Source organism: Bacillus sp. S2(2019) (genome assembly GCF_005144805.1).
Classification (GTDB): Bacteria; Bacillota; Bacilli; order Bacillales; family Bacillaceae; genus Bacillus; species Bacillus altitudinis.
In genome coordinates this window covers 537,990-550,784 of sequence record NZ_SWFL01000001.1, presented here as the reverse complement: position 1 = coordinate 550,784, position 12,795 = coordinate 537,990, and the positions used below count along the sequence as shown (strand labels likewise).

Sequence of the window (12,795 nt, the reverse complement as noted above, 5' to 3'; positions counted from 1 at the left end):
ACATCTTAAAGTATGAAACGCTTACCATATCAAGAGAAAGTAGGAGAAAAAATGCCTAACATAAGGGATATTGCGAAAAGGGCGGGTGTATCTGTTACCACTGTATCACGAGTGATGAATGATCATCCTTATGTCAAAGAAGAAAAGCGAGAGCGCGTACTTAGTGCGATGAAAGAGCTCAAATATACACGGAATATTCAGGCAGTACATTTAGCAAAGGGATATTCCAATATGCTTGGAATTGTACTTCCGACAATTGATCACTCCTATTTCAGCGGAATTGTCACAGGGATTGCAGAGAAAGCACAGGAGTGCGGAATGCATTTTGCCTTGTTTCAAACAGGATATGACCCAGTAAAGGAAAAAGAAGCATTAATGAGCTTAAAAGAGCAACGTGTGGATGGTTTAATCTTTTGCTCAAATGCGTTAAGTGATCGAGACATTTTAAAGTGGCAGGAATCTGGTCCTATTATCTTTTGTCATCCTACTCCGCATGATCCATGTTCATCGGTATCGATTGCGCATGATCAGGCTTTTAAGGAAGGGCTTGAACACTTAGCGGCATGTGGTCATGAGCGAATCGCAATCGTTCTTGCTAGAACAGAAGGGGAGAATAGCCAAGTTCGCATTCAGACTTATCAAGAAATGATGCGGTCGCTTGGGCAGGACATTGATGATGAATGGATCATTGAAGGAAAACTGACCATTTTTGATGGCAAGCAATTATTTACAGAATGGAAAGAGATGAAAAATCGTCCGACAGCCTTACTGATCACAAACGATGATGTATCAGCAGGTTTTTTACTAGAAGCACAGCGTCACCACATAAACGTTGGAGAATCACCAGCCATACTTGGCTTTCAAAACGATCAATTGAGTGAAGCATTGGGGATTTCTAGTATAGACATTCCCCTCAAACAAATGGGGCAGGAAGCATTTGACTTGTTCAAGCAAGCATTACAAGGTGAGGCACCAGAAAAAAGAGTGCTGTCATATCGACTCGTTGAGCGCACAACGACTATTTTGAAAAACAATCGTTGACGCACGTTTCATCTGTTTTGTACGATAAGAAGGATTGAATAAGAAGGAGGTGGGGATGTTCATGGAATCCTTCACCGTTGATAAAGCGTTAAATAATAATGTCATCATCGCAAAACACCCTTCTTTAGGCGAAGTGGTCCTGATTGATAAAGGGATCGGCTTTGGGAAAAAATCGGGTGACGTTCTCGATCAAGCGGCATTTGAGAAAATGTTTGTGTTAAAGAATACAAAAGAGCAAACAGAATACAAACAATTGCTGCACCACATAAATGAGGACATGATTGAGCTTGCCAATGACGTCATTTATCATATACGAGAAAAAATGGGGCATCGTTTAAATGAGCATATTCATATTGCACTGACAGATCATATTGCCTTTAGCTTTAAGCGAGTTAAGCAAGGCTATGATATCACCAATCCTTTTATGCTTGAAACGAAATCCTTATACCCGAAAGAATACGAGGTCGCAAAGGAAGTCGTGGAACTGATAAATGCGCGGCCAGATGTTGAAACAAAGCTGCCCGAAGGAGAAATTGGGTTTATTGCGCTCCACATTCACTCTGCTTTAACGAACCGGCCTTTATCCGAGGTCAACCGTCATTCGCAGCTCATGACACAAATGGTCCAAGTCATAGAAGATGCATTTCATATGAAAGTAGATAGAGAAAGTATTCATTATTTACGCTTACTGCGCCATATTACGTTTTCGATTGAGCGTATTAAACGGGAAGAATCATTAGAGGAGCCAGAAAAGTTGCTTCATCTATTGAAAAATGAATATCCTTTATGCTACAATACTGCTTGGAAAATGATCAAAATTTTGCAACATGCATTGAAAAAGCCTGTACAAGATGCCGAAGCTGTCTACTTGACACTACACCTGTACAGATTGACGAATAAAATTTCATAGTTTCCTTGAAACGTGTAACTGATTCGATCAGGCATGAGTGACTTAAGGTAAATACAGGATAAGATCCTGTTATTTGCGCAACCTTATATCACCATGCCTTTTTTGTGTTCTGAAAGTGAAATGTAAACGGTTAATTATGAAATGTACGTCAATATGTGATTGAAATGTATGTTGTAAGCGAAAACAAAAGGAGGTTCAACCAGTGTTTAAATCACTTTTTGGTGTGTTGCAAAAAATTGGACGAGCACTTATGCTTCCAGTTGCGATCCTTCCTGCTGCTGGTATTTTACTAGCACTCGGAAATGCGATGCAAAATCCGCAGCTGATTGATGTCGCTCAATTTTTAAGCAATGATACAATTCAGCTTGTTGCTAGTGTTATGGAGAATGCAGGGAATATTGTCTTCTCGAATCTTCCGCTCCTATTTGCTGTAGGGGTTGCCATCGGTCTTGCCAATGGAGACGGTGTGGCAGGGATTGCCGCGATCATCGGTTACCTTGTCATGAACGTAACGATGAGTGCCGTATTAATGGCCAACGGTTCCATTCCATCCGATTCAATCAAATTGGCTAAGTTCTTTAAGGAAAGTCATCCAGCGTATGTGAATATGCTCGGCATACCGACCTTGTCTACCGGCGTGTTTGGCGGGATTATTGTCGGGGTATTAGCGGCTTATATGTTTAATAAATTTTACAAAATTGAGCTTCCGCAATATCTTGGCTTCTTTGCTGGTAAGCGTTTTGTTCCAATCGTTACGTCGATTTCAGCACTTATTTTAGGGCTTTTGATGCTCGTCATTTGGCCGCCAATCCAAGGTGCATTGAACTCATTTTCAACTGGACTGCTTGCAGCGAATGAGCCGCTAGCTGCCTTTGTATTTGGTGTCATTGAACGCTCATTAATTCCGTTTGGTCTACACCACATATTCTACGCACCATTCTGGTATGAATTTTTTAGCTATAAGAGCTTATCAGGAGATATTATCCGTGGTGACCAGCGTATTTTCATGGCGCAAATCAAAGATGGTGTTCAGCTGACAGCCGGGACATTCATGACAGGGAAATATCCGTTCATGATGTTTGGACTTCCAGCAGCAGCACTTGCGATTTACCATGAAGCAAAACCTAAGAATAAAAAACTTGTAGCAGGAATTATGGGGTCAGCGGCCCTTACTTCTTTCCTAACAGGGATCACTGAACCGCTTGAATTCTCATTCTTGTTTGTTGCACCGATATTATTTGCGATTCACTGTGTATTTGCTGGATTATCCTTTATGATAATGGATATTCTAAACGTGAAAATCGGGATGACCTTCTCAGGAGGGTTAATCGACTTCTTCCTATTTGGTATCCTGCCGAATAGAACCGCTTGGTGGCTTGTTATTCCAGTCGGTCTCGTACTGGCTGTCATTTACTACTTCGGATTCAGATTTGCGATTCGCAAGTTTAATCTGAAAACGCCAGGACGAGAAGATGAAGCAGCTGACGGTGCAAGCAGCGCTCAATCTGGAAAAGGCGATGACTTACCTTATGAAATTCTTGAAGCAATGGGTGACCAAGAAAACATTAAACACCTAGATGCTTGTATTACGCGTTTACGTGTCACTGTAAATGATCAGAAAAAAGTGGATAAAGACCGCTTGAAAAAGCTTGGCGCTTCAGGTGTCCTTGAAGTCGGGAATAACATCCAGGCCATCTTTGGACCACGGTCTGATAATTTAAAAACACAAATGCAGGACATTATTGCAGGGCGCACACCTCGACCAGCGAAAGACCCTTCTGCAAAAGAAGAAGTCAGTCAGCAGGTTGAAGAAGTTATTGCAAAACCGCTTCAAAACGAACAAGGGGAAGAAATGTTTGCTTCACCAATTACAGGGGAGCTGCATCCAATTACAGATGTGCCAGATCAAGTATTCTCAGGGAAAATGATGGGTGACGGGTTTGCTATCTTGCCAAAAGAGGGAATAGTGGTTTCACCAGTAAGAGGAAAAATCTTAAATGTGTTCCCAACAAAACACGCCATCGGCCTCCAGTCTGATGGTGGACTTGAAATCTTGATTCACTTCGGGATTGATACAGTCAGCCTCAAAGGAGAAGGATTTGAAGCATTTGTACAAGAGGGAGATCAAGTAGAAATCGGTCAAAAACTTTTAGAGGTTGATATTGATAAAATTAAGTCAGAAGTACCATCTTTAATGACGCCAATTGTATTTACAAACTTAAGTGAAGGACAATTTATTGACCTTCAAGAATCCGGTGAAATCAAAGCTGGCCAAGAAAACATCATGAAAATTTCAAAATAATTTTCATAACTGCCGTTCTTGTTAGATGACAAGCTCGGCAGTATGATATAATATTGTGGATGTATGAAATGTATAAAAAGGAGATTGATAAAAATGGCTCAACAAACATTCAAAGTAACTGCAGATTCTGGAATTCACGCACGTCCTGCAACAGTTCTTGTACAAACTGCTAGTAAATATGATGCTGATATCAACTTAGAATATAATGGTAAAACAGTGAACCTGAAATCTATTATGGGTGTAATGTCTCTAGGAATTGCGAAAGGTGCTACAATCACAATCTCTGCTTCTGGTTCTGATGAAAATGATGCACTTGCTGCGCTAAAAGACACAATGAAAAGTGAAGGCCTAGGCGAGTAATGCAACAACTGAAAGGAATCGGTGCTTCAGCAGGCGTTGCGATTGCAAAAGCATATCGTCTAGAAGAACCAGATTTAACAGTTCACCAAAAAGACATCAATGATCCAGAGACAGAAGTGAAACGCTTTGAAGAAGCAATTCATGTTTCAAAGCAAGAACTTGAAGCAATTAAAGAACATGCGCTAAAAGAACTTGGCCAAGATAAAGCGGATATTTTTTCTGCACACCTTCTTGTGTTAAGTGATCCAGAGCTGCTCAACCCAGTGAAGGATAAAATCACATCGGATAAAGTAAATGCTGAATTTGCTTTAAAAGAAACAGCAACAATGTTTGTTACAATGTTTGAAGCAATGGACAATGAATACATGAAAGAACGTGCAGCGGATATTCGCGACGTTACAAAACGTGTCACTGGTCATTTGCTAGGCGTTGACATTCCAAACCCAAGTATGATTTCTGAAGAAGTCATTATCATTGCTGAAGATTTAACACCTTCTGATACAGCTCAGCTGAACAGACAATTCGTCAAAGGTTTTGCGACAGATATCGGTGGTCGTACTTCTCACTCAGCGATTATGGCAAGATCAATGGAAATCCCAGCAGTTGTTGGGACGAAAGAAGCAACAAAAACGGTGAAAAACAATGATCTGATCATTGTTGATGGTATTAGTGGAGACGTCATCATTCAGCCTTCTGAAGATGAAGTGAAAGCGTATCAAAAAAAGCATGAAGACTACTTAGCTCAAAAAGCGGAATGGGCGAAACTTGTTGACCAGCCAACGGTCACAAAAGACGGCGTTCACGTAGAGTTAGCTGCGAATATTGGAACACCTGAAGATGTGAAAGGTGTACTTGAAAATGGCGGCGAAGCAGTTGGATTGTACCGTACAGAATTTTTATACATGGGCAGAGATCAGCTCCCAACAGAAGAAGAGCAGTTCGATGCGTATAAAACCGTTTTAGAGAAGATGGAAGGCAAGGCTGTGGTTGTCCGCACACTAGATATTGGTGGCGATAAAGAACTTCCTTACTTGCAGCTTCCAAAAGAAATGAACCCGTTCCTTGGTTATAGAGCGATCCGCCTTTGCCTTGAAGAGCAGGAGATTTTCAGAACACAGCTACGCGCGTTACTTCGTGCAAGTACATACGGAAACTTGAAAATCATGTTCCCTATGATCGCGACGTTATCAGAATTTAGAGAAGCAAAAGCTATTTTACTTGAAGAAAAAGAAGCATTGGTTGCTGCTGGTACAGAAGTATCTGATTCCATTGAAATCGGAATGATGGTAGAAATTCCATCAACAGCTGTTATCGCAGATCAATTTGCAAAAGAAGTAGATTTCTTCAGTATTGGAACAAATGATTTGATTCAATACACAATGGCTGCTGATCGAATGAACGAACGAGTGTCTTATCTTTACCAGCCATACAATCCAGCTATTTTACGCCTCATAACGCTTGTGATTGAAGCAGCGCATAAAGAAGGTAAATGGGTTGGCATGTGCGGTGAGATGGCAGGAGATGAAATCGCAATCCCGCTCCTACTTGGACTAGGATTAGATGAATTTTCAATGAGCGCAACATCGATTCTTCCAGCAAGAACGCAGTTAAGCAAGCTTTCTAAGGAAGAAGCTGCATCATTTAAAGAGCATATTTTATCACTGAGTACAACTGAAGAAGTGGTTGATTTCGTGAAAAAAACGTTTCAACATAACTAGGTGATGTAAACCAGACAGGTCAAACTGTCTGGTTTTTTTGTCGAATTTTATCATAATCAGTCATATCGCTTGCAGAGAAGGGCATCCTAACATAAAAAATGGAGGTGACCAGTTTGTCTTTCTCTAACTATAAGCCAGGTGATCAAGTATATGTCATTTATCGAAATCCACATGCAGCCAATGTTGCACAAATTAAAGAAGCGGAAATCGTTTCACACCCTTACAATGAACAAGAGCTTGCGCTATTTCTACTTGAAACATATCACCCATTAGCCCCTGATGATGCCGTATTTCCAACATACGAAGAAGCAGAAGCCCTTTATCAAGATCTGTTTGAATAAGGGAGATTTTAGAAAGGATAGAAGCCATCCTGAGAGGTTAAAGTAACGGTATGAACCTATAAGGTAAGGATGTGCTAAATATGATCAAACCGTTCGTTCCCCAGCTTGTGTATATTGAACCTCGGGCGCTAGAGTACCCATTAGGACAAGAGCTGAAAGAAAAATTTGAAGGTATGGGAATTGAAATTAGAGAAACAACCTCACACAACCAAGTGAGAAATATTCCGGGGAAAAATGATTTACAAAAGTACCGTAATGCAAAATCGACGCTCGTTATCGGCGTGAGAAAAACCTTGAAATTTGATACATCTAAACCATCTGCAGAGTATGCCATTCCGTTTGCAACAGGATGCATGGGGCATTGCCATTATTGCTACCTGCAAACGACGATGGGGAGTAAGCCGTACATTCGCACATATGTCAATGTAGAAGAAATCTTAGATCAGGCTGAACAGTACATGAACGAGCGTGCACCTGATATCACGCGGTTTGAAGCTTCATGTACATCCGATATCGTAGGAATTGACCATTTGACTCACACACTCAAACGAGCGATTGAATACTTTGGTCAAACCGATCTTGGCAAACTACGCTTTGTTACAAAATTTCATCATGTAGACCATTTGTTAGATGCAAAACACAATGGACGAACAAGATTCCGTTTTAGTATCAATGCCGATTATGTCATTAAATATTTCGAACCTGGAACATCACCACTCGATCAGCGGATTGAAGCGGCTGTAAAGGTAGCAAAAGCAGGCTATCCACTTGGCTTTATTATTGCCCCTATTTACATTCATGAAGGGTGGCAAGAGGGCTATAAAGTCCTATTTGAAAAACTCGATGCAGCTCTCCCTGAAGAAGTGAGACAAGATATCACCTTTGAAATGATTCAGCACCGTTTTACAAAACCGGCGAAGCGTGTCATCCAAAAAAACTATCCGAAAACAAAACTAGAACTAGATGAAGAAAAGAGAAGATATAAGTGGGGTAGATATGGAATTGGAAAATATATCTATCAAAAAGATGAAGAACAAGAACTTAGACAGACATTAGAATCATATATCGAACAGTACTTTCCGTCTGCAAAAATTGAATATTTTACTTAAAACAAGTCATTATGGCTTGTTTTTTCTATTTAAATTTTCTTACAACTATTGAATGCGGTACCAATTTTGCCGATATACACATTAAGATGCGAAAGTAGGATGTAGGGGTGATGAGATGTTTAAGAAACTTCAAGTGAGAATAGCTGTTTTCATCTCAGTTATTTTAATTTTAACCGTTGTCGCAGTTCAAGTGGGTTCCAATTTAGTATTAAGACCATTGATTGAACGAGATGCGAAAACAACGACAGCAGCAACGGCAGAAAGCATGAGAGACATCATAGCACTAAAGCTTGAGAATTACGGTGATACGATTAACAAATTGGCAACAAGTACACTTACTGAAGATTTTGCACAGAAACAAACAAAGCAGACATTGGCATTTGAAAACGATGAATTAAAAGGATTGCAGGAGCAGGATGAACTCATCTCGCTTGCCTATATAGGAACAAGTGATGGTAAAATGTTCGCTTTCCCGGAGTCCGATTTTGGTGAAGGGTATGATCCGTCTAAACGAGACTGGTATATTCAAGCAGCTGAAAAGCCTGACGAAGTCCTATGGACAGATCCGTACATTGATAAAGCAACAAATGAAATGGTCGTTTCAGCCACGAAGGCGATCGTACGAAACGGGAAAGTAGTCGGTGTCGCTGGACTTGACTTGAAACTGGCTTCCATTCAGTCTTATATAAAAGAACAAAAGATTCCTTATATGGGAACGGCTTTCTTAGTTGACGGCACAGGGACCATTTTGGCACATCCAACAGAGCAAGGAAAAAATATCTCAAAAGTCGCTTCTGTGAAAAAAGCGATCGACAACTCGGGTATTGATGATGACAAACAACTGACCGTCATCTCAAAAATTAAAGAGGCAAACTGGACGATCGGTGTGAGCTTCGAGAAAAAGAAACTTCTTTGGATCACTGAACAAATGAATCAGACAAGTATCATTATTTCTGTCATTGCCATTATACTTGCCATGATTCTAAGCTACTTATTGGCTAGAAGCATTACAACACCAATTAAACGCCTCATCGAGCATGTTCGTAAAGTGTCTGAAGGCGATTTAACCAGCTCGCTTGAGTCGAAGTCTCAGGATGAGATAGGTTTCCTTACGAAAAGCTTTAATCAAATGACTGAAGGCATCAGGGATTTAATTGAAAAAGTGAAAGAGTCTTCAGATCAGGTTGTGAAATCAACGGATGAAGTGACACAAATTTCAAACGAGACCTTGCTATCTAGTGAACAGATTGCAACGGCTATTCAAGAGGTCGCTGTAGGAGCGACGAAACAAGCATCAGAAGCGGAAACCATTAATGAAAAATCGGAGCATTTGTATGAAAAAGTTCGTCATATGGGTGAGCTTGCCACGCAAATGCAAACCAACTCAAAATCATCGGAAGATGCAAGCTATAGAGGACTTGATGCTCTTGGTCTGCTCGTCCAAAAATCAACACAAGCGAATGAAGAATCGAAGAAGGTAGAGCAAATGCTGCTTGACCTTGAGCATAAAACGAAAAATATTGAAAACGTCGTAACAGCGATCTCTGAAATCTCAGATCAAACGAATTTACTCGCACTGAATGCAAGTATTGAAGCAGCGAGAGCAGGAGAAAGCGGAAGAGGATTTGCTGTTGTTGCAGAAGAAGTCAGAAAGCTGGCTGAGCAATCTGCGGAATCAACGAAACATATTAGTGAAACCGTAAAACTCATTCAAGATGAGTCGAAAAAGGCAGCTGAAGCGATGACAGCAGCAAGCAAAATGAATGAAGAACAAGGTGATGCCATCAATTCAACAGGAGAGGCACTCAGCAGTATCACGATGGAAATGCAGGCACTTGTCGGCTCCATTGACAGCATTCATACACAAATCAATGAAATGACTGAAGAACAACAGAAAATGAATGATTCCATTCAAAGTATTGCGGCCATTTCACAAGAATCCGCAGCTTCAGCTGAGGAAGTACATGCTTCCACAGACGAACAAGTACAAGCTTTAGAAAGAACGAAAACATCAACAGAAATGTTGAACGAATCAAGTCAGGCACTGCGTCAGGCAGTCAATCGGTTTAAACTATAATCTTGCAGAAAAGAACCTTGCCATGTGAGCAAGGTTCTTTTTGTATGATAAAATATGAACAGAGGAGGGTGCCAACATGCATGTTAATCTATCTGGAAAAAAAGCATTGGTCGCTGCAAGCAGTCAAGGTATCGGTAAAGCCATTGCCTTTCATCTTGCAAAAGAGGGAGCAGATGTGATGCTCTCGGGAAGACATGAGCACACGCTGCAAGAAGCGGTTAAAGAATTATCCCCGCTTGTAAAAGGGAAGCTGACGTATCAAGTATGTGATGTATCTGATGCCGAGCAAATTAAAGCGCTTGTCGTCGCAGCAGCAGGTGATGAAAAACGTCTTGATATACTAGTGAACAATACAGGCGGTCCTCAAACAGGAACACTTGAAACCTTAACGGATGAAGATTGGATGGAATCATTTCAGCTTCATTTACTCAGCTATATTCGGTTATTAAAAGAAGCCTTGCCGTATTTAAAAAAACAAGGTGCACGAGTGTTAAATATTGCATCTATGTCGGTCAAAGAACCGATCCCAGGCTTGATGCTGTCGAATACATTTAGACCGGCCATTACCGGCTGGACAAAAACAGCTGCCCAGGAGCTTGCCAAAGATGGTATTTTGATCAATACCTTAGCCCCGGGGAAAATTGAGACAGAGCGTGTGAAACAGTTGGACAAACACCGTGCACAAGAGGAGCAACAATCGGTTGAAGAGATCAAAGCACAAGCTGAACGTATGATTCCGCTGGGCCGTTACGGACAGCCAGAGGAATTTGCAGCATATGCGGCTTTTCTTTTATCTGAAGCCAATACATATATGACAGGTCAAACCCTCATCATTGATGGTGGATTGACAAAGTCTCTATAAGGGGGAATTCTTGATGGCACAAATCAAAACAGTTGGTTTTATTGGAATCGGTGTAATGGGACGTAGTATGGCAGGGCATTTAATGAATGCTGGCTACGAAGTTCTCGTTTATACAAGAACAAAAGCAAAGGCAGACACATTGGTTCAAAAAGGTGCTCTTTGGAAATCGACCGTAAAGGAGATCGCAAAGGAGGCAGATGCCGTCATCACAATGGTCGGGTATCCATCAGATGTAGAAGAAGTCTATTTAGGAGAAGATGGACTCGTGGCACATGCTGCGCCTGGTACATACCTCATTGATATGACCACATCGAAACCTCAGATGGCAAAAGAAATTGAATCGAAAGCGAAGGAAAAAGGACTATTTGCATTAGATGCGCCGGTCTCTGGCGGAGACGTTGGAGCCCAAAACGGCACGCTGGCCATTATGATTGGTGGAGAAAAAGAAGCCTATGAAGCGTGCCTGCCGCTATTTCAGCAAATGGGAGAAAATATTCAATATCAAGGACCTGCAGGAAGTGGTCAGCATACAAAAATGTGTAACCAAATTGCTATCGCAGCAGGGATGGTAGGTGTGGCTGAGGCAATGGCCTATGCTGAAAAATCAGGACTTGATCCAGAGCAGGTACTTAAAAGCATTACAACAGGAGCAGCCGGCAGCTGGTCTTTGTCAAACCTTGCGCCAAGAATGCTGAAAGGTGATTTCGAGCCAGGATTTTATGTGAAGCATTTTATCAAGGATATGGGCATTGCACTTGAAGAAGCAGAGCTGATGGGAGAAGAGATGCCAGGCCTTTCACTAGCGAAGTCATTATATGAAAAACTCAGCGAACAGGGCGAAGAAAACAGCGGAACACAAAGCATCTATAAATTATGGGTGAAATAAAAAAACTGCCCCGCCTAGGTGGAACAGTTTGTAGCGTGTAAACAAGCCCTCACATGGCTGAAAAAAGAAGACAAACTAAAAACCTGTCCCAAATAGAGACAGGTTTTTTTGATCTTATTTTCCGATGAATTGCTGCGTCCAGTAGTTACCAGATTTCACATAACCTACACCGATATGTGTATAGTTTTTGTTTAAAATGTTCGCTCTGTGACCTTCACTGTTCATCCAAGCTGTTACTACTTCTTGAGGTGATCTTTGACCTTGCGCAATGTTTTCACCTGCTGTTTTGTACGTGATACCAAATTGCTTCATTTGATCAAATGGAGATCCGTAAGTTGGGCTTGTATGAGAGAAATAGTTTTTATCTTTCATATCTTGTGATTTAGCGCGAGCAGATTTGCTTAATTTAGAATCAACAGAAAGAGCTTTTAAGCCTTGTTTTGCACGCTCTTTATTTGTCAGTTCAACCACTTCTTGTTCAAATGCATTTAAGCTGCTGTCTGCTTTTGTTGCAGTTGTGTCTTTTTGATCAGATTTTGAACTGTTGTTCGTTGTGTTTTCTTTTGCTGGTGTGCTTGGTTTAGAAGCAGCTGGTTTTTTCACTGATTCTTGTTTTTGCTCATTTTTTGCTTTGTTTACTTCTTTCACCACTTTTGTTCCAGTAACAGGTTGACCACTTTTGATCAGCTTGTTTAATAGAGCTTCGATCTCTTTTTGATTTGAAGTGCTTAGCTTGTTTACATCTGAAGAGATATGTAATTTTGCAGCTAATGTATGAAGATCAATGGCTTGATGCTGTACGTTTATGACTTGTTTCAGGTTAAGCTCTTTCGCATCAGCTGAATGCCCTCCAGTGAACGTGATCAATGCAGCAGCTGTCAGCGCTGAAAAAATGAATGATTTCTTTTTCATTTTGTAACTCCTCCTAAAATCTTTGTTTTGTTTTCTCACAGAAAATCATAACATGGACTTTTTGTTATAAACGTACCAGCATCCTCCATTGACAACGCCCATTTGTCATTTTTGTTAAAGTCATAGAAAGAATCTCCTCATATCAATGAATGGAGAATCTTTCTATTTAAAGAAAACGACATAAACATACCAATATTTTAAAGTGTTAGTATATTTTTTTGCAGAATAGGGATTGACAGCTTTTTTTCACTTGTTTCGCTGTAACAACTATTACAAA

At 40.7% G+C, this 12,795-nt stretch carries 11 protein-coding genes; 10 read left to right on the top strand and 1 reads right to left on the bottom strand.

The genetic code is table 11. The annotated features are described in order from the left end of the window. Positions 1 to 51 precede the first annotated feature (51 nt). The 10 genes from FBF75_RS02770 (at position 52) to FBF75_RS02725 (ending at position 11,606) form a co-directional block, all read left to right on the top strand. A complete protein-coding gene (locus FBF75_RS02770; RefSeq protein ID WP_136944410.1) occupies positions 52 to 1,041 on the top strand; it encodes a LacI family DNA-binding transcriptional regulator in 990 nt (329 codons plus the stop codon). A 55-nt stretch (positions 1,042 to 1,096) separates the two neighbouring features. After that, positions 1,097 to 1,951 carry a glucose PTS transporter transcription antiterminator GlcT gene (glcT, locus tag FBF75_RS02765; RefSeq protein ID WP_017359435.1) on the top strand — a complete coding sequence of 285 codons (855 nt, stop codon included), beginning with the start codon at positions 1,097 to 1,099 and terminating at the stop codon, positions 1,949 to 1,951. 202 nt (positions 1,952 to 2,153) lie between these two features. After that, positions 2,154 to 4,253 (top strand): glucose-specific PTS transporter subunit IIBC, encoded by a 2,100-nt coding sequence (gene ptsG / locus FBF75_RS02760; RefSeq protein WP_136944409.1) that lies wholly within the window; start codon positions 2,154 to 2,156, stop codon positions 4,251 to 4,253. A gap of 93 nt (positions 4,254 to 4,346) precedes the next feature. Beyond that, positions 4,347 to 4,613 (top strand): phosphocarrier protein HPr, encoded by a 267-nt coding sequence (locus tag FBF75_RS02755; RefSeq protein ID WP_003211078.1) that lies wholly within the window; start codon positions 4,347 to 4,349, stop codon positions 4,611 to 4,613. Next, positions 4,613 to 6,331, top strand: a complete 1,719-nt coding sequence (gene ptsP, locus FBF75_RS02750) for a phosphoenolpyruvate--protein phosphotransferase (RefSeq protein WP_008348058.1) — start codon at positions 4,613 to 4,615, stop codon at positions 6,329 to 6,331. The genes FBF75_RS02755 and ptsP overlap by 1 nt, the downstream gene beginning before the upstream one ends. Positions 6,332 to 6,444: 113 nt before the next feature. Further along, complete coding sequence (locus FBF75_RS02745; RefSeq protein WP_008361179.1) at positions 6,445 to 6,672, top strand: transcriptional regulator SplA domain-containing protein; 228 nt, start codon at positions 6,445 to 6,447, stop codon at positions 6,670 to 6,672. A gap of 80 nt (positions 6,673 to 6,752) precedes the next feature. Continuing rightward, the gene (gene splB, locus FBF75_RS02740; protein WP_007498710.1) at positions 6,753 to 7,781 is read left to right on the top strand and encodes a spore photoproduct lyase; all 1,029 of its coding nucleotides are present in this window, start codon (positions 6,753 to 6,755) and stop codon (positions 7,779 to 7,781) included. 115 nt (positions 7,782 to 7,896) lie between these two features. After that, positions 7,897 to 9,858, top strand: coding sequence for a methyl-accepting chemotaxis protein (locus tag FBF75_RS02735; RefSeq protein WP_035392234.1), 1,962 nt, complete (start codon positions 7,897 to 7,899; stop codon positions 9,856 to 9,858). 76 nt (positions 9,859 to 9,934) lie between these two features. Next, a complete protein-coding gene (locus tag FBF75_RS02730; protein WP_017367137.1) occupies positions 9,935 to 10,720 on the top strand; it encodes an SDR family oxidoreductase in 786 nt (261 codons plus the stop codon). A gap of 13 nt (positions 10,721 to 10,733) precedes the next feature. After that, positions 10,734 to 11,606 carry an NAD(P)-dependent oxidoreductase gene (locus FBF75_RS02725; RefSeq protein WP_136944408.1) on the top strand — a complete coding sequence of 291 codons (873 nt, stop codon included), beginning with the start codon at positions 10,734 to 10,736 and terminating at the stop codon, positions 11,604 to 11,606. Between the two features lie 114 nt (positions 11,607 to 11,720). Here FBF75_RS02725 and FBF75_RS02720 read toward each other — a convergent pair whose 3' ends face one another. Then, positions 11,721 to 12,518, bottom strand: coding sequence for a CAP domain-containing protein (locus FBF75_RS02720; protein WP_007498701.1), 798 nt, complete (start codon positions 12,516 to 12,518; stop codon positions 11,721 to 11,723). Positions 12,519 to 12,795: the final 277 nt, after the last annotated feature.